20 protein-coding genes are annotated in these 20,556 nt (G+C 69.1%); 9 read left to right on the forward strand and 11 right to left on the reverse strand.

Features of this window, described 5'->3' with window-relative positions; all coding sequences use genetic code 11:
- Positions 1 to 686 precede the first annotated feature (686 nt).
- Positions 687 to 1,100, forward strand: a complete 414-nt coding sequence (locus tag AMYAL_RS51170) for a WhiB family transcriptional regulator (RefSeq protein ID WP_084702253.1) — start codon at positions 687 to 689, stop codon at positions 1,098 to 1,100.
- A 626-nt stretch (positions 1,101 to 1,726) separates the two neighbouring features.
- Here the strand turns inward: AMYAL_RS51170 and AMYAL_RS0136770 are convergent.
- Positions 1,727 to 2,110 (reverse strand): VOC family protein, encoded by a 384-nt coding sequence (locus tag AMYAL_RS0136770; protein ID WP_020636293.1) that lies wholly within the window; start codon positions 2,108 to 2,110, stop codon positions 1,727 to 1,729.
- Positions 2,111 to 2,786: 676 nt separating this feature from the next.
- On the opposite strand from AMYAL_RS0136770, the gene AMYAL_RS0136780 reads away from it, so the two are divergent.
- The 7 genes from AMYAL_RS0136780 to AMYAL_RS0136805 all read left to right on the forward strand — a co-directional run bounded on the left by AMYAL_RS0136780 (position 2,787) and on the right by AMYAL_RS0136805 (position 8,208).
- Positions 2,787 to 4,190, forward strand: a complete 1,404-nt coding sequence (locus AMYAL_RS0136780) for an alpha/beta fold hydrolase (RefSeq protein WP_026467751.1) — start codon at positions 2,787 to 2,789, stop codon at positions 4,188 to 4,190.
- Positions 4,191 to 4,200: 10 nt separating this feature from the next.
- The gene (locus tag AMYAL_RS48080; protein WP_020636296.1) at positions 4,201 to 5,223 is read left to right on the forward strand and encodes a sensor histidine kinase; all 1,023 of its coding nucleotides are present in this window, start codon (positions 4,201 to 4,203) and stop codon (positions 5,221 to 5,223) included.
- Positions 5,220 to 5,876 carry a response regulator gene (locus AMYAL_RS0136790; protein WP_039794722.1) on the forward strand — a complete coding sequence of 219 codons (657 nt, stop codon included), beginning with the start codon at positions 5,220 to 5,222 and terminating at the stop codon, positions 5,874 to 5,876. Before AMYAL_RS48080 ends, AMYAL_RS0136790 begins: the two co-directional genes overlap by 4 nt.
- A 75-nt stretch (positions 5,877 to 5,951) precedes the next feature.
- Positions 5,952 to 6,182, forward strand: coding sequence for a hypothetical protein (locus tag AMYAL_RS50600; RefSeq protein WP_143267965.1), 231 nt, complete (start codon positions 5,952 to 5,954; stop codon positions 6,180 to 6,182).
- Positions 6,183 to 6,257: 75 nt separating this feature from the next.
- The gene (locus AMYAL_RS50230; RefSeq protein ID WP_020636299.1) at positions 6,258 to 6,884 is read left to right on the forward strand and encodes a hypothetical protein; all 627 of its coding nucleotides are present in this window, start codon (positions 6,258 to 6,260) and stop codon (positions 6,882 to 6,884) included.
- A 186-nt stretch (positions 6,885 to 7,070) separates the two neighbouring features.
- Entirely contained in the window at positions 7,071 to 7,688 is a 618-nt protein-coding gene (locus tag AMYAL_RS0136800; protein WP_020636300.1) for a TetR/AcrR family transcriptional regulator, read from the forward strand.
- A gap of 76 nt (positions 7,689 to 7,764) precedes the next feature.
- Entirely contained in the window at positions 7,765 to 8,208 is a 444-nt protein-coding gene (locus AMYAL_RS0136805) for a nitroreductase family deazaflavin-dependent oxidoreductase (RefSeq protein WP_020636301.1), read from the forward strand.
- Here AMYAL_RS0136805 and AMYAL_RS0136810 read toward each other — a convergent pair.
- The 10 genes from AMYAL_RS0136810 to AMYAL_RS0136855 are packed head-to-tail and all read right to left on the reverse strand — an operon-like array spanning position 8,195 to position 18,786.
- Positions 8,195 to 9,604 (reverse strand): amidase, encoded by a 1,410-nt coding sequence (locus tag AMYAL_RS0136810; RefSeq protein ID WP_020636302.1) that lies wholly within the window; start codon positions 9,602 to 9,604, stop codon positions 8,195 to 8,197. The two genes, AMYAL_RS0136805 and AMYAL_RS0136810, sit on opposite strands and share 14 nt — an antisense overlap.
- On the reverse strand, positions 9,601 to 10,395 hold the full coding sequence (locus tag AMYAL_RS0136815; protein WP_020636303.1) for a MaoC/PaaZ C-terminal domain-containing protein: 795 nt from the start codon (positions 10,393 to 10,395) through the stop codon (positions 9,601 to 9,603). The genes AMYAL_RS0136810 and AMYAL_RS0136815 overlap by 4 nt, the downstream gene beginning before the upstream one ends.
- On the reverse strand, positions 10,392 to 11,555 hold the full coding sequence (locus AMYAL_RS0136820) for a lipid-transfer protein (protein WP_020636304.1): 1,164 nt from the start codon (positions 11,553 to 11,555) through the stop codon (positions 10,392 to 10,394). Before AMYAL_RS0136820 ends, AMYAL_RS0136815 begins: the two co-directional genes overlap by 4 nt.
- Positions 11,552 to 11,938, reverse strand: a complete 387-nt coding sequence (locus AMYAL_RS0136825; RefSeq protein WP_020636305.1) for a MaoC family dehydratase — start codon at positions 11,936 to 11,938, stop codon at positions 11,552 to 11,554. The genes AMYAL_RS0136820 and AMYAL_RS0136825 overlap by 4 nt, the downstream gene beginning before the upstream one ends.
- Complete coding sequence (locus tag AMYAL_RS0136830; protein ID WP_020636306.1) at positions 11,935 to 13,008, reverse strand: acyl-CoA dehydrogenase family protein; 1,074 nt, start codon at positions 13,006 to 13,008, stop codon at positions 11,935 to 11,937. The genes AMYAL_RS0136825 and AMYAL_RS0136830 overlap by 4 nt, the downstream gene beginning before the upstream one ends.
- A complete protein-coding gene (locus tag AMYAL_RS0136835) occupies positions 13,008 to 13,925 on the reverse strand; it encodes a bifunctional MaoC family dehydratase N-terminal/OB-fold nucleic acid binding domain-containing protein (protein ID WP_020636307.1) in 918 nt (305 codons plus the stop codon). Before AMYAL_RS0136835 ends, AMYAL_RS0136830 begins: the two co-directional genes overlap by 1 nt.
- Positions 13,922 to 15,082: an acyl-CoA dehydrogenase family protein gene (locus AMYAL_RS0136840; protein WP_020636308.1), complete on the reverse strand. Its 1,161-nt coding sequence runs from the start codon at positions 15,080 to 15,082 to the stop codon at positions 13,922 to 13,924. The genes AMYAL_RS0136835 and AMYAL_RS0136840 overlap by 4 nt, the downstream gene beginning before the upstream one ends.
- Positions 15,082 to 16,749: a steroid-22-oyl-CoA synthetase gene (gene casI / locus AMYAL_RS0136845; protein ID WP_020636309.1), complete on the reverse strand. Its 1,668-nt coding sequence runs from the start codon at positions 16,747 to 16,749 to the stop codon at positions 15,082 to 15,084. Before casI ends, AMYAL_RS0136840 begins: the two co-directional genes overlap by 1 nt.
- Complete coding sequence (locus AMYAL_RS0136850) at positions 16,746 to 17,963, reverse strand: NADH:flavin oxidoreductase (RefSeq protein ID WP_020636310.1); 1,218 nt, start codon at positions 17,961 to 17,963, stop codon at positions 16,746 to 16,748. The genes casI and AMYAL_RS0136850 overlap by 4 nt, the downstream gene beginning before the upstream one ends.
- Positions 17,964 to 17,997: 34 nt before the next feature.
- Complete coding sequence (locus tag AMYAL_RS0136855; protein ID WP_051137730.1) at positions 17,998 to 18,786, reverse strand: SDR family NAD(P)-dependent oxidoreductase; 789 nt, start codon at positions 18,784 to 18,786, stop codon at positions 17,998 to 18,000.
- 83 nt (positions 18,787 to 18,869) lie between these two features.
- Between AMYAL_RS0136855 and casG the strand changes: the two genes are divergently transcribed.
- Entirely contained in the window at positions 18,870 to 20,537 is a 1,668-nt protein-coding gene (casG, locus tag AMYAL_RS0136860; protein ID WP_020636312.1) for a steroid-24-oyl-CoA synthetase, read from the forward strand.
- The last annotated feature ends 19 nt before the right edge of the window (positions 20,538 to 20,556 follow it).

A 20,556-nucleotide genomic window follows, 5' to 3' on the forward strand; every position in this document is an offset into this window, starting at 1 on the left:
AGATTTCATGACATGGTTCGTGACACGAACCCGAGTGACCTGGTGGGATTTCTGAGGCCTCTGCGGTTCCGAGTGATGCTATAGTCGCTGGTAGAGGCCCTAGCAGCGCCTGTCGACCACCCTCCTAAAGCGGGCGTCAAAGGTTCGAATTCTCGCTCGGCGTGGCCAAGTCGCGGCCGGGCGCAGCTCGATGCACCTACCGTCATGGCATCACTGTCGACGCGGCGTTCGCTCATTGCATCAGCCCGCCCTGCGCCAGACGTAACACAGGACGGTAGCGCCCTCGGCCGTTTGACACATCCATTGATGTTCAACATGCTGGAGTGCAACAAGCTTGATCAAATGCTTGTGAGCATCAGCCCTCCTCCAGACCCGCCCTGTCCTGCGCGCGGAGGGAACGATATGGATCAGCAAGCCGATCGCCACGAGGGACGCACGCCAGCGCAACGATCCATGCAAGCTCGTTTGGCAGCACTTACTTCGTGGGCGCAAACTACGGACCGACAACAGCGGACCGCTCCTGCGCGGAAAGCTGCCCTGACGCGCTTCGAACGTCAAGTCGATCCTGATGGCATACTCGATGACAAGACCAGGCGCGAAAAAGCAGCCTACGCCAGAAGGGCACACTTCCAACGGCTCGCCCTCCTAAGCTCTCGTGCGCGCCGTCGAGGAAGCCGTAATCTCGGATGAAGCATCCGAACGCTCCACACGATCGCAACTGGCATCGACACGCAGCCTGCCGCGACAAACCCAACCTCGACTGGCACTCCGACGAACCCGTCATCAGGCAAAGGTGCCTGGCCATCTGCCGCAACTGCACAGTACGGGCACCATGCGGCGATACCGCAATTTCACTGCGCGATCCATGGGGAATATGGGGAGGACAGTCTCCCGACGAACGCGATCGCCTGGCTGGGGATGAGCACCTGCGCATACTTCCCCCGCATGGCAACAACTCAAGGTACGTCAAACACTCGTGCCGTTGCGATGCATGCCGCGCAGGTCACACCTCGTACGAACACGCCCGACGACAATCAGCTTCCCAGCAAGAATTACAAGAACCGCGAACACCCCTTTTGCAGGGAAACCCCCTTGACTAATTGGGGTCCATCTAGCTCACATTGCCACTTGCTACCGACCCGAAAACTGATGATGCTATGCTCAGCTGCGAACTGGAACGACGCTGATGAGCACAGCGTTCAGACTCCTAATACTGGGGGTCAAGGGGTCGCAGGTTCGAATCCTGTCAGCCCGACGGACAGAAAGACCGCTTGATGTGAACGAAAGTTCAGGTCAGGCGGTTTTTTCGTTGTGGCGAGAATTATTCTTCGGATACACCGAAGCGCTTGCTTGGGGACCACGTTGATCTTCAGGCGGCCCCGCCTACTTCTGCGGCACAGTCATGGCCAGCGAGTGGGCCTACCCGGAGGCGGGGGTTACCCCAGCGTCATGACCCGGCAGTAGCAGACCCGCACGTGGCGCCGCCCTCGGATTCCGAGTACTCGGCGACGGCGTCGAACTGGAGGCCACCGAGGACTGGGGCGACTGGGTGTATCCGTACCTCAGCTGCTGAACGACCCGCGAGTGGCGCCGCACTGCACGAGTCCGTGAAGGCCTCCTTGAGGGACTCTGAGTCCCTCAAGGAGGCCTTCACGGACTTGGCACCGGACGGGATACTTTTGCCTTATTTCTCAAGTGGTTCTCGTCGGCGAAGGAAATCGGGCGATCAGGATCCCGATCCGTACGGGCGGGTGAGGACCTCCAGGATGTGACCGTCGGGATCGTCGAAGTAGACGCCCCGGCCACCGTCCTTGGTGTTGATCTCGCCGGGCCGGTAGTGCCTCGGTCCCGCCCAGTACGGCACGCCTCCCTCGCGGATCCGGCCGAAGATCGTGTCGAACTCGTCCTCCTCGACCAGGAACGCGTAATGCTGCCTGGAGAACTCCTCGGTGCTGTGCATGACGTCGAGCGAGACCCCGTTGCCGGTCTGGACCACCAGGAACGGGCCGAATTCCGCGGGTTCGGGCAGCCCGAGGATCGAAACCAGGAAATCCGCCGTGGCGGTCCGGTCGGTGGCGTTGATGATCGTGTGATTCAGTTGCACTGTCATGAAAAAACTCTAAAATCTCAAGTTTACTAGAGGTCAACACGCGCACGCGTAACGTTCCCGGCTCGCCATGACATGAGTGCAGGCCGACACTAAGGGGACGTGATGCGCGCTTTGACGATTGCCGGCGTTGCCGGACCACTCACCCTGCCCCTCGCTCCACCGGCTGCGGCCTCCGGCGTACCGGAACAGTGGTCGACCGATGCGCTCGAACGGTTCCGCCTTCCTGCCGCAGCGGAACTGGGGCGGGGCGACTTCTCGAACACCGGCTTCACCGGGAAGGCCGACTTCGTCGGCGACGTGGACAACGACGGCCGCGCCGACGCCATCGCCGTCCGTTGCCCACATCCACGACACCGCAAGGCATCTTCGTCGCGAAGGTGAAACGCTTCAAAAGCCCGCGCACTGGCTGGAGAACCGCATCGCCGCGATTACGGGAACCTGGCGGCGGACGCGATCGGTGACGGAAAGGCCGACTTCATCCTCGTCGACCAGAGCGGCACGAGAGCAGAGCCCGGCACTGCGAAATCGTGGACCACTGCTTTGACCGAGTGTCGCGACCTCCACCGGCGATTCAGCACTGGTTTTCCCTCGTTTCCGTCGACAGCGAAGGCGTACGCGCGAAGATCTCCCGAAAGACAGACGCGCGGCGAGCCGGTCGTCGAGCAGCCTGGTGAGCATGAAGAAGATACGCGAGTTCGCGGCCGGTGGGCTCTGCCTGCTCGCCATGCTCAGTGGAGTGACGGGGACATCCGCCGCGGCCACGCCGAAACCCGTTCTGTCCTGGCAGGACTGCGGGGACGGCCTGCACTGTGGCTCGCTGGCCGTGCCGTCGGACTGGGCACGGCTGGACCAGGCGCCGATCACACTCGGCCTGGCGAAACTGCCTGCCACGAACGCGGCCGGTGACCATGGCGTCCTGCTGATGAACCTCGGCGGCCCGCAGGCGCAGATCTCCGCGTTCCGTCAACCGGCCTTCCAGGAACGGTTCGCGGAGCTGCGGCAGTGGTTCGACATCGTCATCTTCGATCCTCGGGGGTTCGAGGCGAGCAGCGGCGTCTCCTGCCCGCTTCCGGCACCGGCCGAGGCGGACTACGTGTTCCCGGACCAGGCCGCCTTCGACGCGCACGCAGAACGAAACGCCCGCTTCGGCCGGGGGTGCGCCGCTACGCCGCTGGCAGGCAAGCTCGACTCCTGGCAGGTCGCGCACGATCTGGAGGCGATACGGAAAGCGCTCGGTGAGCGGAAGCTCAACTATTTCGGCAACTCCTACTGCACCGTGTACGCACAGGCGTACGCCGATCTTTTCCCCGGCGGTGTCGGCCGGATGTATCTGGACAGCGTCATGGACCACACCAACCCTTCGCTGCGGAACTGGCTCGGCCAGCGAGCTCGCGCGAACGAGCGCACCCTGCACCGGTTCGCCGGCTGGTGTGCGGCTGAACCCAGCTGCGCACTGCACGGTCGCGACGTCCTGACCGTCTGGGACGAGCTCATCGCACGGGCCGAACGGCAGCCGATCCCCGGCGGGGGCACCACGGTCAGCGCGGAGCAGATCGTCGCCCGCGCCGACATCCGTTCCGAACGGCGCTGGCCGGCGTTCGCCACCGCCCTCGCCGAGGCGCACGCGGGTGACGCGACGAAACTCGCCACCAAGCCGGTGTTCCCACCCGGTCCTGACGTGATGCGGATCCCGACCTGCGCCGACTTCCCTTACCCCGGCGACTACCGGTCGGTCCGGGAGGTGGAAGCGTCGCTGCGCACGGTGGCGCCGCGGCTGGGCTGGCGTCAGGCGTGGATCTGGGCCATGCCGTGTGCGCGGCTGCCGGGCAACGGCACGTTCCCGCCGCACCGTCGCGACTTCGCCGGAGTCCCGCCGGTCCTGGTCGTGGGTGGCGTGGACGACGACAACACCCCGCCCGAGTGGGGGCGGCACCTCGCCGCCCAGCTTCCCGGCGCCCGGTACCTCGCGGCCGCCGGCGACCACGCGGTCTACGTGGACGGCAACGTCTGTGCGCGTGCCCGCGCGCACCGCTACCTGACCACTGGACAGCTGCCGCCGGAGAACACGGTCTGTGCCTAGTGTCGCTGTCATGAAGATCGTGCTGCTCGTGGTGGGGACCGCGGCCCTGCTGGTCGGTTTCACGCGCTGGGAGAACCCGGAGACCGACCTGCCGATGCTCGCCGCGATCAGCCTCGCCGTCTGCCTGCCACTGGCACTGCGTAAGAGATTGCCGCTGACCGCGGCGATACTGGCGTCGGGGATCTCGTTGCTCGGCAGCGTGATCCCCGGCTGGCCGGGCCGGCTGGTGGCCATGGCGGCGTTGTGCTGCGCCGCCTACTACCGGCCGCTGCGCCTGTCATCGGTCGTGGCGGTGTCCCTGGTGTGGGTCATCGGCTACGGGATCCTGTCCAGCAAGATGGGCCCGGCCGCCGACCTGATCGTTCTCGGCGTCGCACTCCCGGTGGTCGGATACGCGCTGAGGCTGCAACGTGACCGGGCCGGGCAGACGGTCCGGCTACGTCTCGCCGAGGCGGACCGCGTGGCGGCCGAGGACCGCGCGCGCCTGGCCAGAGAGGTGCACGACAGCGTCGGTCACCACCTGACCGCGATCCGGTTGCAGGCCATGGCCGCCCGCCGGGCACTGGGCGGCACACCCGAGCTCGCCGACCGTGTGCTCGGCACCATCGATGACCTCTCCTCGTCCGCGCTGAGCGAGGTGCGTGCTCTGCTGACCACGTCGCGCGGAGACACGGGGCTGGCGGAGGTAGGCGGCCTGGTCCGCCGACTATCCACTGTAGACCGCCGGATTACGGTGCGCGGTACGGCGGCCCCCTTGTCACCGGTCGTCGACCACGCTGCTTACCGTGTCGTGCAGGAAGCTCTGACCAACGCGGTGCGGCACACCGACGCCACCGAGATCGACGTGTGCCTGCGACACGACCGGCACGCCATCGAGGTCACGGTCACCGACAACGGCACCGGCGTCGCTCAAGTCGTCGAGGGACACGGCATCCGCGGCATGCGTGAGCGGGTGCACGTGCTCGGCGGCACGCTGTCGGTCGGCCCCCGGCCCCGGCACGGGTGGTCGGTGCGGGCGACGATCCCGGCATGATCCGTGTACTGATCGCCGACGACCAGGCGCCCGTGCGTGAGGCGTTACGGCTGGTGCTCGACGGCGAGCCGGACATCGAGGTGGTCGACGAGGCGGCCAACGGCGCCGAGGCCGTGCGAAAAGCGCTGTGGCGGCAGCCGGACGTCGTGGTCATGGATCTGCGCATGCCGCATCTCGACGGGATCACCGCCATCCGACGGCTCACCGAGACCGAGCCGGCGCCACGCGTGCTCGCGCTGACGACCTTCGACCTGGACGACTACCTGTTCGGTGCGTTGCAGGCGGGAGCCGCCGGTTTCCTGCTGAAGGACAGCGAACCCGAGCTGCTGCTGGACGGGGTGCGCGCACTGCACACCGGTCAAGGGTTGATCGACCCCCAGGTCACCGGACGGCTGATCGACCGGTTCGCCGCGCTCTCGCCACGGGCACCGACACGCGAACTGGAGCTGCTCACCCCACGCGAGCACGAAGTGCTGCGGCGCATCGCACGAGGGATGAGCAACGCCGAAATCGCCGACACCCTGGTGATCGAACCCGGCACGGTGAAGACCCACGTCGCCAGGGTGCTCGGCAAACTGGGGCTGCGTACCCGTGTCCACGCGGTGATCTACGCCTACGAGCACGGTCTGGCAGGCGACGAACCCTCGTCTTGATCATGCGTGCGGTTCGTTTTCGGCTCATTTGTTGCCTGGCAGTTTTCGGCGCCTTGCCCGTGCAAGGATTCTCAGATGTCACCTCACCCGCATGCCGACGATCCGGCGCGCCTTGCCGAGTGGTGCTTGGAGCATCTCGGTAGTTCGCCGGTGGAGGAGATCTTCAGATCCGGGCATCTCTCCGCCGTCATAGGTCTCCGGCTGGCCGACGACCGTGAGGTCGTGATCAAGGTGCGCCCGGACACGCCGCGGACGGCAGCCTGCGTCGAGGTCCAGCGGCGCATGTTCCAGGCCGGTTATCCGTGACCCCGGCCACTCAGCGGCGCCGCTCCCTTCGGCGAGGAAATCGCCACCGCGGAGGCCTACGTCCCCGGTGGCGCCATGCTCCCGAGCTCGGCCGACGCCGCATGGGCCTTTGCCGAAGCCTTCGCGCGGCTGATCCGGCTCGCACCGGGGCCGGCCGAGGTGCCCACGCTCGACCCGGCACCGTCGTGGGCGGCCTGGAACCACGCCGAGGACGGCCTCTGGCCGTGTCCCGAGGACCCTGACACCGACCTCAACGAGGTGGCAGGCCCAGAGTGGATCGACGACGCAGGGCGCCGTGCCCGTGATCGGCTGCGAGCGGGCGAGTCCGAAGCCGTGCTCGGTCACTGCGACTGGCTTGCCGGCAACTTGTGCTGGAGCGGAGACACCCTGCTGGTGGTGCATGATTGGGACAGCATGATCGTTGACAGCGAAGCCGTCCTCGTCGGCTTCGCGGCCGCGCTTTATTCGACCGTCAGCGTGGACGAGTTGGCCACCGTCGAGGACACGGAGCGTTTCCTCGACGCGTACTGCCGCGCTCGTGGCCGCGAGTTCAGCGCCGACGAACTCGAGCGGTCGTGGGCGGCCGGAGTGTGGACCAGGGCCTACGACGCCAAGTATCAGCACACGGTCGGGCGGCCCGTCACCTCACTGTCCGAGGATGAGGCCCGCGAGCGCCTCCGCCGGGGTGGGATCAGGTTCTGACCCGGCAAGATCATCATCGGCACCTGTCCTCGGCGAGAGTTGCAAGCTTGGTTACACCTGCATGGCGCGACGCCACCGCGCCGCTGCTCGAATGGAGCATCACGCACCTGCCGCGGATCGATGCCGCACGCGAAGCGTACGACGAACGCTCTATCACCTGATTGAAACGAGTGATAGCCTGCTGCCGTGACCAGCACCGAGCAGCGGCTCATCGCCGCCGCCGAACGCCTTTTCGCCGAACAGGGCCTCGGAGCGGTTTCCCTGCGCACCGTGATGCAGGCGGCGGAAACGAATGTGGCGGCGATCCACTATCACTTTGGATCCAAGGAAGGATTGCTCGACGCGGTCCTGCGCAGCCGCCTCGACCAGGTGACCGGCGAACGGGACGCGGCGCTGGCGGAACTGACCGGGGACGAGGTCACCTCGCGCGAACTGGCCGTCGCGTTCCTGCGACCCGTGGTCTCGGTGCTCGACTCCGGCGGCGAGCATTGGATTCGCCTGGTCGGCCATCTGCTCGCCACCGACGAGAAAGGGCTGACCACTCTTTCCGGTTCGTTCTTCCAGCGCAACGCGAGGTTCGTCGAACTGCTGCGACGCAAGTTCCCCGGCGTCCCGCGAAGGACGCTCGACTTCCGGATGACCCAGGCCATGCACGTGACACTGAACGTCCTGGGCGACGTCGAGCGCGTCCGACGGCTCCTCGGCCCGGACACCACGCCCCGGACCTGGCCGCTCGACGAGGTCGTCGCCGATCTCGTCGATGTCGTGACGTCCGTACTCGCCGGACCATCCGGCGAGCGCTAGATCCCGCCCAGCTTCAGGAGTTCACGATGGGACGTTTCAGTCTTCCCGAGAACACCCCCAAGGCCTGGACTCGCCCGTGACCGCCGCCGCCATGAAGTACATGGCCAAGGCGCAGGTGAAGATCTTCGAACTGACCAACGGCCGCGTCGGCGCCACATGGCGTGTCGGGGCGGGCTTTCGCAAACCGGTCCCGACGTTGCTGCTGGAACACCGGGGACGCAAGTCCGGCCGCCGGTTCACCACTCCCCTGTTGTACCTGCGTCACCACGAAGATCTCGTCATCGTGGCCTCCCAGGGCGGCCTGCCCCGGCACCCGCAGTGGTACTTCAACCTGATCGCGCATCCCGAGACCCGCGTCCACCTCAAAGGCCACCGCGGCCTTCCCGTCACGGCGCGGGTCGCCTCGGCGGAGGAGCGCCGCGATCTCTGGCCGCTTCTGGTCGGCCTGTATGCCGATTTCGCGAAGTACCAGGCGTGGACCGAAAGGGAGATCCCGGTCGTAGTGCTCACTCCACGCTGACGGCGTCCCCTCCGCTCCTTGGCAGGACCGTCCTCTGCCACGGCGCGGCTTCCTCGAGCCGCGCGGCCAGCCCGAGCAACAGCGGCTCCGCGCCGAGGTCACCGGCGAACTGCACCCCCAGCGGCAGTCCGTCCGAAGTGGACCCGAACGGCACGGACATCGCGGGCATCCCGGTGAGGTTGAAGACCGAGGTGTACGCCGCGTAGACCGCCGCGTGCCGGTAGATCGTTTCGGGCCGGGAAGTGTCCAGTTCGCCGAGCCGGGGCGTCGGCCGGGCCAGAGTCGGGGTCAGCATCAGGTCGACCTCGCCGAACGCCCGTCCGACCTCCCAGCCGATCCCCTGCGCGCGCCGCAGCGTGCGATTCAGGTCGGCGGCGGAAAGGGTGCGATAGTGCTCGTAGAGCACCCTGGTGAGCGGCTCCAGATCGCCATCGCGCAGGTCCCGTTCCAGCTCCGCCAGGCGGTCTTCGACGGTGACGACGAGGTCGGCGCCCATCACGTCGCCCGACACGCGGGCGACTTCGGCAGGGTCGTAGCCCGCATCGAGGGGAACCACGGTGTGGCCGAGCGACTCGCACAACGCGGCGGCGCGTTCGGTCGCGGCGACGCACGACGGATCCGGGGTGACTCCGGGGAGCGCGGTGACGAGCCCGATCCTGAGCGGGCGCCGGGAGTCCGCCTCGTCGAGCGCGGGGGCGGAAAACGCGTCGCCGGGAAGCGGGCCCGCGGCGATGTCGAGGAGCAGGGCACTGTCGCGCACCGTGGTGGTCAGCGCGTGGTGGACCGAGACCAGGTTGGCGAACGACGCGGGAGACGGTGCGGGCGATACGCGGCCGCGGCTGGGTTTGAGGCCGAAGAGCCCGCACATCGCGGCCGGGATCCGGATGGACCCGCCGCCGTCGCTGCCGTGCGCGGCCGGGACCAGTCCGGCGGCCACGGCGGCCGCCGATCCGCCGCTCGATCCTCCCGCCGAATGCGTGGTGCGCCACGGGTTGCGGGTGGGACCGAAGAGGGCCGGTTCGGTACTCGCGTTCTTGCCCAGCTCCGCGGTGTTCGTCATGCCGAGGACGACCATCCCGGCGCGGCGATAGCGGGCGACCAGTTCGCTGTCGCGACCGCCGATCCGCTCGGCGAACAACCGGCTCCCCCCGGTCGACGGCAGCCCGGCGACCGTCGCCCCCAGATCCTTGATCAGGACGGGCACACCGTGCAGCGGCCCGGCGGGCAAGCCGCCGTCGACCTCGGCGAGCGCCTGGTCGAACCGTGAGCTCACGACCGCGTTCACCACCGGATCGAGCTTCTCGATCCGGTCGATCGCGGCCTCGACGACCTCCCGCGCGCTGACGTCGCCCTTTTGGATCGCCTCGGCGGTACCGATCGCGTCGAGTTCGCTCACTGGAAACTCACCTCTCCTCCGGTCAGGACCGGCCGGTCACCGATCGACGCCTCGAATCCCGTCGCCGCCTCGCCGGGGTGGATCGCGACCGCCACGACGTCGCCGGGGAACACCGGCCCGGCGAACCGGCCGGTGAGCCTCCGCAGATCCGCGGGATGGGCGCCCGCCCCGGCCGCGATCGGGAACAGCACGGCGGCCAAGGTGCAGAGGCCGTGCAGGAACGGCCGGGGCTGACCGGCCGCCCGCGCGGCGACCGGGTCGACGTGCATGTGGTGACGATCGCCGAGCAGGCGGTAGAGCGCGGCTTGGTTCTCCCCGGTCGGGACGTTCACGGTGACGCGGGCGGGCTCCGAGGCGCGCCGCGGCGCGGACGGACCGCGATCGCCCCCGAATCCCCCGGCTCCAGGGGCATAGATCGACCACGCCGCCACGAAACAGTCGCTTTCGACCTCGACGTCGAAGATCGCCGCGGACCCCTTGTCCCAGACGTCACGCACCCGCGCCTTCATCGCGAGTTCTCCCGACCGCGGCAGTGGCCGCAGCACTTCCAGCCGTTGCGCCCCGTGCACCGCCGTGCGGGTGTCGAACGCGCCTGCCGACCCGAGCGCGTCCGGCGCCCACTGGGCGAGAGTGAGCGCGAAGGTGGGCAGGACCCGTAGACGCTCTTCGAACACCAGGTCCAGCTGAGCCGCCTTCGCTCCTACCGCGAGGGCGTACAGGATCGCGTCCCGCTCGGCGTAGTCGACGGTCCGCTCACCCAGGGAGCGCCCCGCCCACTCGCCCGCGTTCACGCGGCGCCGCCGAGGACGAGGCCGCTGGTCGGCACGCCGGTGCCGGCGGTGACGAGGACGTGCGCCGCCGAAGCCGGTTGATTGACCGAGGTGCCGCGCACCAGCCGGACCGCTTCGGCGATGCCGTTCATCCCGTGCAGATACGCCTCGCCCAGTTGCCCGCCGTGGGTGTTGAGCGGCATCCGGCCACCGGGGTCGAGATGTCCGTCCGCCAGGAAGTGCCGGGCCTCTCCGCGCCCGCAGAAGCCGAATTCCTCCAGCTGGGGCAACACGAACGGGGTGAAGTGGTCATAGAGCACGAGCGCCTCCATGTCGGTGGGCCCGAGCCCGCTCTGCGCCCACAGCCGCTCCGCCACCAGGCCGAGTTCGGGGATACCGGAGATCGAAGGGCGGTAGTACGACGTCATCATGTGCTGGTCCCGGCCCGCGCCCTGTGCCGCGCCGAGGATGTACGCCGGTGCGTGCGGAAGGTCCCGTGCGCGTTCGGCGGACACGACCACGAGCGCCTGACCGCCGTCGGTCTCCTGGCAGCAGTCGAGCAGGTGCAGCGGCTCGGCGATCCACCGCGACGCCTGGTGCTCGGCGAGGGTGATCGGCCTGCCGTGGAACCAGGCCTTCGGGTTGGTGGCGGCGTGCGCCCGGTCGATCACCGCGACGCGGCCGAAATCCTCCGACGTGGCCCCGTATTCGTGCATGTACCGCCGGGCGAACATGGCCACCCACTGTGCCGGGGTGGACAAGCCGAACGGGGTCATCCAGGAATAGGCGGCACGGTCCGCGCTCACGTCCATCGGCCGGTCTGCCTGCCCGAGCCCGTAGCGTTCCCCGGAGCGTTCGTTGAAGGCGCGCCAGCACACCACGACCTCGGCGAGACCGGCGGTGATCGCCGCGACCGCGTGCGCGACCGTGCCACACGCCGCGCCGCCACCGTGCGGCACCCGTGAGAAGAAGGACAGGTCCCCGATGCCGACGTTGCGCGTGACGTGGATCTCCGCGCTGGACTCGGCGGTGAAGGTGACCATACCGTCCACATCGGACGGTTGGAGCCCGGCGTCCTCGATCGCGGCCGATACCGCCTCACACGCCAGCCGCAGCTCGCTCCGCCCGGACGCCTTCGAGAACTCCGTCGCGCCGATACCCGCGATCGCGGTCCGCCTCATCGCCCGGCCTCGATTTCCACCGTGCCGCTGACGTGGGTGCCCAGGCCGTTCTCGCCGCGGACCTCCACCTCGACCCGGCTCCCGTCGACGGCGCTCACCGTTCCCGTGAGCACCATCGTGTCCCCAGGGTGATTGGGGGCGCCGAGGCGGATCTTGACCCTCTTGACCCTCGCCGACGGCCCGGCCCACGCGGTCACGAAGCGATCGACGAGTCCGTTGGTGGTCAGGATGTTCATGAACACGTCCGGTGAACCGCGTTCGATCGCGAGGTCCGGATCGTGGTGCACGTCCTGGTAGTCGCGCGAGGCGATCGCGGCCGCCACGATCATCGTGCGGGTCACCGGGATCTCCAGCGGCGGCAGCCGGTCGCCGGCGGCCGTCATGCGTTCGCCGCCAGAAGATCGCCGAGGTGGGACAGCACCGCCGTGGGCCCGCCCAAGGTGCCTGCGAGCTGACGTCCCCAGAGGAAATGCCGGTGCACCGGATAGTCGACGTCGACCCCGATGCCTCCGTGGACGTGCTGCACCCGGTAGACGACGTCGAGCCCGCCTTGCGCCCGCCACCAGGAGGCAACTTGGACCGCCCGTTCCGCGTCCGCGTCGCCGGTGTCCATCGCCTGGATCGCCTGCCACAACGTCACGCGCATCGCGTCGAGGTCGATCAAGCAGTCGGCCAGCTGATGCTGCAGGGACTGGAAAGTCGCCAACGGGCGGCCGAACTGCTCCCGCGCCGAGGTATAGGAGGCGGCCAGGTGCAGCGCGCCGTCGGCGACGCCGAGCTGGACCGCGGCGATCGCGACGGCCGCGGCCCGCAGCACACCGCCGAACGCGGCGGAGCTCATCGGCTGGGCAGGTGCCTCGGTCAAGGACAGTTCGGCGGCTCGCTCGTGGGCGGTGGTCTCACACTCGTGCCACGAGACGCCCTCGCCCTCACCCGGCACGAGGAAGATCGCGGGACCGTCGAGGCCGGCCGCGGAGACGACGACGTGCGCCGCCCCTGCCGGTGACGGGACGGCGGCCTTGGTCCCGGTCAACCGCCAGGAGCCGGCGGAGCAGGTGGCCACGCAGCCAGGATCCTGTGGTGAGCGGCCGTATTCTTCGAGGGCCACGGTGAGCCGCGCCTTCCCTTCGGCCGTTTCCCGGACCAGCGACCCGTAGCGGGCGACCGCCCAGGTTGCGACACTGTGCGACCAGAGAGGCACGGGGGCGACATGCCTGCCCTGTTCCTCCAGCAGGACGGCCAATCCGGCCAGCCCGAGCCCGGATCCACCGTCCTTTTCGGACAGCGCGAGCCCGAGAAGGTCGGCCTGCGCCAGGGCCTGCCACAGATCTTCGTCGATCCGGGTGGGTGTCTCCTCGACGGCACGCACCCGCGCTGTCGTGGCCTGGTCGGTGAAGATCGTGCGTGAGAGCTCCCGCACCGCGAGCAGGTCTTCGTCCAGGGTGAAATCCATTACCGTTCCTTCGCGGGTACTGGGCGGAACACGGGAAGGACAAGGCCGTCGCCTGCCTCGTGCCAGTCGAGCTCCAGCGCCATGCCGATGGTCACCTCGTCGGCGGTCACACCGACCAGGTTCGTGATGAGCCGGGTCTCTTCGCCGAGTTCCACGAGAGCGATCAGCAACGGGTACTCGAACGCGGGATGCCGCGGGTGATGCGCCACGACGTACGAGTAGAGCGTTCCCCGCCCCGCGGCCTCGACGGTGTCCCAGTCGAACGACCGGCATTCCGGGCAGCACGGGCCCGGTGGATGACGCAAGGTCCCGCAGCCGGCACAGCGCTGCACGACGAGCCGACGGTCACGGGCCGCCTCGAACCAGAAGGAGTTGTCAGGGTTGAGCGCCGGTCGCGGCCGCGGTTCCTGCCGCGGTGCCGGCCGGAAACGCAAGGTGCGCCACTGCTGGGTGGCCACCACTTCGCCGTCGGCGTCGCGGTAGGTCTTGACCGTGGTCACGAACCGGCCGGTGCCGAGCGCGGTGGACTTCTCCGGCGAGATGGACTCGACCACCTCCTCGACGCTCACCCGGTCCCCCGGCACCAGCTCCCGGACCAGCCTCAGGTCGGAGTCGGTCGCCACGACGGACGTGTAACCGCCTTCCGCGAGCAGCGCGACCAGCTCGTCGAACGGGCCGTCGGCCACCGGGGCGGCATAACCTCGCATCGTCCAGGCCTGCATCATCGTGGCGGGCGCGACGACACCCTCGCGTCCGGTGGCCCGAGCCGCTTCGTCGGACACGTAGACGGGGTTGCCGTCGCCCATCGCCTCCGCCCAGTGCCGGATCATCGGCCGGTTGACCGGATCCGGCGCGACCCGCCCCGGTACCAGCACCTTCCCGACGAAAGCGGCCAGACGGTCCTCATAGGACGTCATCGGCGCGACCTCGGCAGGCCGAGTCCCTGGGTGGCGACGAGATCACGCAGGATGTCGTTCACCCCGCCGCCGAAGGTGTTCACGATGCCGTGCCGGGAAAGCTGTTCGATCTGGCCGCCGAGGACCGCGCCGGGCGAACCGGGCCGGATCCGGCCCGCCGCGCCGATCACCTGGCTGAGGCCGCGCTGCACCTCGATATGGGTTTCCGTGCCGTACGTCTTGGCCGCGCCCGCGATGGCTCCGGTGAGCGTGCCGTCGGCGACGGCCGCGGTCATCTTCCAGTTCAGCAGGCGCATCGCTTCGAGCTTGGCGTGGCTGCGAGCCAGCTCGTGCCGGACCCAGGGTTCCGCCAGCACCCCGGTTTCCTTTGCCCAGGCGAGGGTTTCGTCCCAGAGCTGGATCATCCTGCCGCCCAGCGCGGCCAGCCCGACGCGCTCGTGATTCAGCTGGGCCGTGATGAGTTTCCAGCCCCGGTCGACCTCACCGACCACGTTGGCGGCCGGGACCCGGATGCCGCTGTAGTAGGTGGCGGTCACGGTCATGCCGCCGACCGTCCTGATCGGACTCCAGCCGAAGCCGGGGTCGTCACACGGCACGATCAGGATCGAGATCCCCCGGTGTTTCGGCGCTTCGGGATCCGTGCGGGCGGCGAGCCAGACGAAGTCGGCGGTGTTCCCGCCGGTGGTGAAGATCTTGCTCCCGTCGATCACGTACTCGTCGCCGTCGCGCGCCGCGCGCGTCCGCAGCGAAGCGAGGTCGGTTCCGGCTTCGGGTTCGGTGTAGCCGATGGCGAACACGATGTCGCCGGACAGGATTCCCGGCAGATAGGCGCTCTTCTGCTCCTCGGTCCCGTACTCCATGAGGGTCGGGCCGACCGTGTTCACCGTGACGAACGGGAACGGCAGCCCGGCCCGCTGCACCTCGTCGAAGAACACGTACTGGTCCTCGATCGGCCGTCCCTGCCCGCCGTACTCCACCGGCCAGCCGATCCCGAGCCAGCCGTCCTTGCCCAGCATCCGCACCACCTCGCGGAACAGGTCCCCGCCGGCGCCCGCCTCGCTCGCCGCCCGGCGCTTGTCCTCGGGCAGCAGTCCCGCGAAATAACCGCGCAACTCCTGGCGTAACCGCTGTTGGGCGGGCGTTTCCCGCAGATCCACTACCTGCTCCTCACATGCGTTCGCTCCGGCGGCCCGAGGAAACGCAGCCGCCCGGCGGACTCGAATTCCCGTCGGAGCGCCTCACGCGCCGCCGGGTCCAACAGGGTGTAGCCGTCGTCGCGGCCGATCCGGCTGTACACCGGTTCGGGACAGCGCCAGCCCTCCAGCTGCAACGCCTTGCGCTGGAGCTTCCCCGAGCCGGTGGTCGGCAGTCCGTGAGAGACCCGCACGAACCGTGGCGCCCCCTTCGTGCCGAGGTCCGTCTGGGCGGCCAAGAACGCGGGCAGCTCCAGATCGTCGAAAGTGACACCTTCGGGGACTTCGAGGGCGGCCATCACCTGGTCCCCGGAGCGCGGGTCCGGCACCCCGAAGACCGCGGCCGCGAGGACGGACCGATGCCTGCGGAGGACACGCTCGACGTGCACCGCCGAGGTGTTCTCGCCGTCCACCCGGATCCAGTCGCCGGATCTCCCGGCGAAATAGAGGTATCCCTCGCGATCGAGGTAGCCGAGGTCGCCCGTCCAGTACCAGCCGTGCCGGACCCGTTCCGCGTCGGCGGCGGGGTTGTTCCAGTAGCCCTCGAACTTCGCCGCGCCGAGGGTGTTCACCAGTTCGCCGATCGCTTCCTCGGCATTGCGCACCCGGCCGTGTTCGTCGAGTTCCGCGGGCGGGCAGGTCTTCCGGGTCTCCGGGTCGACCACCCGGACGCCGTCGTGCGCGGGGCGGCCGAGCGCGGTCGGCGGGCCGGACGGGGCGAGGGTGACCATGCCCGCCCCTTCGCTCGATCCATAGGCCTCGAGGAGTTCCGCGCCGAACCGGGCTGCGAACAACTCGCGGTCCTCGGGCGAGGCCTCGGTACCGAAGCCGTGGGTGAGCGGGTTCTCCCGGTCGTCAGGGTGTTCCGGTGTGGCGAGCACGTAGCTGACCGCCTTGCCGACATACGTGAAGTAGGTCGCGCCGAGGGCGCGGACGTCGGGCAGGAACCCGGACGCGGAGAACTTCGGCGTCAGCGCGACACAAGCCCCCGCGACGAGCGCCGGCGCCCACAGCCCCATCACCGCGTTGCCGTGGAAGAGCGGCATGCAGCAGTAGCAGACGTCGTCCTGGGTGACGCGGTATTTCGCCGCGTTCTGATAGCCCAGCCCGGCGAGTCTCCCCTGGCTGCATCGAGCGGCCTTGGAGATCCCGGTGGTACCGGAGGTGAACAGCAACAGCAGAGGTGTGCCGGGGTCGATCTCCGGGTCTCGGAAGGGTTCCTGGTCGGCGAAATCCGCGTCGTCGACCAGCAGGTACCGGTCCTGTGGCACCCCGAGATCCAAGCCTTCGAGCTGCGCGAGTCCCGCCTGGTCGGTGACCACGAGCTGCGGTTCGGTATGCCGCACCTCCTGTTCGAGATAGGCGCCCCGCCGGGTCGGATTGACCCCCACGACGGTCGCGCCGGCCAGCGCCGCGGCGCCGAGCCACCACACGAACTCCGGAACGTTCTCCAGCAGGACGGCGATGTGGAACGGGCCGTCCCGGCGCAGCCGCCGGGCGAGAGCGGCGCGGGCCGCGCTCTCCCGCACCACCTCGTCCCAGGTCCACTCGCGATCACGCGTGCGCAATCCGGGGCGGGGGTCTCCGGCGCGGGCCAGCAGGAGATCGGCGATCGTCTGCCCGGACGTCACGAGGCATACCCCGCCGGTGTACCCCACTCGACACTGCGGGGCGCCGACCGTTCGACCAGCACGCACCGGGTCCCGACGAAGTTCGTCGGCATGCATTTGTTGCAGTGGATGCACAACGACGGGGTGGCCGGATCCTTCATGATCCGGTTCGGCAGATCCGGCTCACGCAGGAGCGCTCGGGCCATCGCGACGAACTCGAAACCCTCCGCCATCGCGCGATCCATCATCGGCCGGTCGGTGATCCCGCCCAGCAGCACCATCGGCAGGTCGACCGCCGCCCGGATCTGCCGCGCGTCCTCCAGCAGGTAGCCGTCGCGGTACGGGTAGGTCTTCAGTTTCGTCTTCCCGAACAGCTGGACGCCGAGTTTGACCGGCTGCGGCATCACGGCCGCGAACTCCTGCATCGGCACGTCACCCTTGAACAGGTACATCGGGTTCAGCAAGGAGCTCCCGGCGGTCATTTCGAGGGCGTCGATACCGCCGTCGGCTTCGAGCCACTGCGCGACCGGGATCGCTTCGTCGATCCAGAAGCCACCGGGAACGCCGTCGTCCATGTTGAGCTTGGCGATGATCGCGACCTGGTTCCCGACGGCGTCGCGCACCGACCGGCAGATCTCCCTGGCCAGCCGCGCCCGGTTCTCCAGGCTGCCGCCGTAGGCGTCGGTGCGGTGGTTCACCTTGGGGCTGAGGAACGAACTCGCCAGGTAGTTGTGCCCGAGGTGCACCTCGATCGCGTCGAAACCGGCCTCGACCACGAGCTTGGCCGCCTCGCCGAAGTCACGGACCACCGCGGCGAGCTCCTCGACCGTGGCCTCGCGGGCCCAGCTGAGCGACGTCGCGTGGAAATGACGGCTCGGTGCCAGCGCGGGCCGCTTGTTGAGCTTCGGGCTCGCCACCGGTCCGCCGTGCACGAGCTGGGCCGCGATCGCGGCGCCCTCCGCGTGCACCTCTTCGGCCAGCTTGCTCAGCCCTGGCACGGCTTTCGGCCGCCACACGATCTGATGCGGCGACGTGCAGCCGCCGTCGGACACGATGCTCGCCCCGATCGTCGTCATGGCCGCGCCGCCCGCGGCCACCCGGACGTGGAAATCGACAAGATCGCGGGTCACCAGGCCGCGGTGGCTCAGGCCCTCGTAGGTCGCGGCCTTGAGCACGCGGTTGCGCAGCCGTACGGGACCGAGCTGGGCGGGGGCGAATACCTCGGGCGGTGTCATGTCCGGCCTTTCTGTTCCTGTTTCGCGTTCCGGGTCACCCGAAGAACGCCTGTCCGCCGTCGAGCGGGAGCGTCGCGCCGGTCAGATACCGCAGATCCGGCCCGACCAGCGCCGCCACCGCGCGGCCGATGTCCCGTTCCGGGTCGCCGATCCGCCGCATCGGGATGGTCGCGACGAACGCTTCGGCCTCTTCCGGGTTCCGTTTCGTCCATCGCTCGAGTCCTGGGGAGAGCGCGTGCGGGGCGATCGAGTTCGCGCGGATCCCGTCGGGCGCCCATTCGACCGCCGCGGTCCGGGTGAGGGAGCGCAACGCCTGTTTCGCCGCCGCGTACCCGCCGTAGGTGGTCGGGTCCCAGCGGACCATCGCCGACGTGACGAGATTGACGATGTCCCCGCCGCCCCGCGCCTTGAAGTGCGGATGTACCGCCTTCATGAAGGCGAAAGCGGCGAACGGCGCCGTCTGGAAACCCAGCCGGAAGTCCTCTTCGGACAAGGACAGCAACGGGCCGTACGCGCCGGTGTAGGCGTTGTTGACCAGGATGTCGACCCCGCCGAACTCGGCGACGACGTCCTCGACGACACCGGGGATCGCGGCCGTGTCCGCGACGTCGCAGGTGAACGGGCTCGCGGTGCCACCGCGGGCACGGATCGCCGCGCAGGTGTCCGCGAGCCGGTCCGGGGTCCGTCCCAGCGCGGCGACGGCGGCCCCGTCCGCGGCGAGCGCGAGGGCGATCCCGAGCCCGACCCCCTGGCCGGCCCCGGTGATGATCGCGATCTTGCCGGACAGCGGCCGGGTCGCGCTGTACTCGTCGGTTTCGGGCATGGCGACGACTTTCGCGCGCCCCGCGCGGATCGGGCCGGGCCGATCCCGCTGACCGGAATCGGCGCACAGGCCGACGGCGCAGAATGACACTGTTCGCCGTCGGCAACGTCGTCGAGGAGGAGCGGATGCACAAGGAGCTCGACCCCCGCGCCGCGGTGGAAACCCTCACAGGCCCCGGAGGTCCCTTCGAGCTCGTGGAGGAGACGGTGCTGGGCAGGCCCCTGCCCGTCTTCGGCACCCGCGCTCGCGCACTGCACGAACTGCTCGCGGGCAGCCTCGCCCACGCCGGACGGGACTACCTCGTCACGGCGGACCGCCGGATGACCTACGCCGAGCACGCGAGGCAGGTCGCCTCACTCGCCAAGGCCCTGCGGGAGCAGTACGGGGTGCGGGCCGGGGACCGGGTCGCCATCGCCGCCTCGAACAGTCCGGAATGGATCGTCACCTTCTGGGCAACGGTCGCGATCGGAGCGGTGTCGGTGGGCTTCAACGCCTGGTGGTCCGCCCGCGAACTCGAATACGGCCTGGCGCACGCGACCCCCGTCCTGGTGGTCGCCGACGCCAAACGCGCGGCGCTGCTGCCGTCGGCGACCCCGGTCCTCTCGATCGAGACCGACATCCCCCGGCTCGCCACGTCCCATCCGGACAGTCCCTTGCCCACCGCCGCGGTGGAGGAGGACGCCCCGGCCGTCATCCTGTACACCTCGGGCACCTCGGGCAGGCCCAAAGGCGCGACCCACTCCCACCGCAACCTGCTGGCCGTGGTGCAGTACCACCGGTTCAACGACGCGCTCATGGCCGCTCACGGCGACCCCGCGGACCCCTGCGACCGGGCGTATCTCCTGACGCTGCCGCTGTTCCACATCGCCAGCCTGCACAACCTGGCGGTCCCCCGGCTCGCCACCGGCAGCAAGGTGGTCCTGCACCAGGGCGCTTTCGACGTCGACAGGCTGCTGAGCCTGGTCGAGCGGGAACGCGTGACGCACTGGGGCGCTGTCCCGACCATGGCGCGGCGGCTCCTCGACCACGAGGACCTCACGTCCTACGACACCTCGTCGCTCACCAGCTTTTCGCTCGCGTCCGCGCCGTCGTCGCCCCAGTTCAAGGCGCGGCTGCGGGACAAGCTCCCGTTCGCCTCCGCGCTGGTGGACAGCTACGGCCTGACGGAGTCGTGCACGGCCATCTCGGCGGCGAGCCCGCTCGATCTGGAGGCGGAACCCGGCACGCTGGGCAGGCCGATCGTCGGGGTACGGCTGGAGATCCGCGACGCGCACGGCAAGCCCGTGCCGGACGGCGTCGAGGGCGAGGTCTGCGTGCGCAGCATGTACACCATGCTCGGCTACTGGGGCGACGAAGAAGCGACCGCAGCCGCGATCCGGGAGGACCGCTGGCTGCACACCGGCGACATCGGCGTCTTCGAGCACGGCAGGCTGCGGCTGTCCGCGCGACGGTCGGATCTCATCATCCGGGGCGGCGAGAACGTCTATCCGGCCGAGATCGAGACCGTGCTCGCCGAACATCCGGGAGTCGCCGAGGTGCTGGTGACCGGGCTCCCGCATCCGGATCTGGGCCAGGAGGTCGCGGCCGTCGTGGTGACCCGCGACGAGGCGGCACCTTCGGAGGACGAACTGCGGGCGTTCGTCGCCGAACGGCTCGCGTACTTCAAGGTCCCCGCCCACTGGCGGATCACCCCGGACCCGTTGCCCCGCAACGCGACCGGGAAGGTGATGCGGGCCAAGGTCGAGTTCTGAGCGGACCGGCCGTGAAGGC

Source organism: Amycolatopsis alba DSM 44262 (assembly GCF_000384215.1).
GTDB classification, from domain to species: domain Bacteria; phylum Actinomycetota; class Actinomycetes; order Mycobacteriales; family Pseudonocardiaceae; genus Amycolatopsis; species Amycolatopsis alba.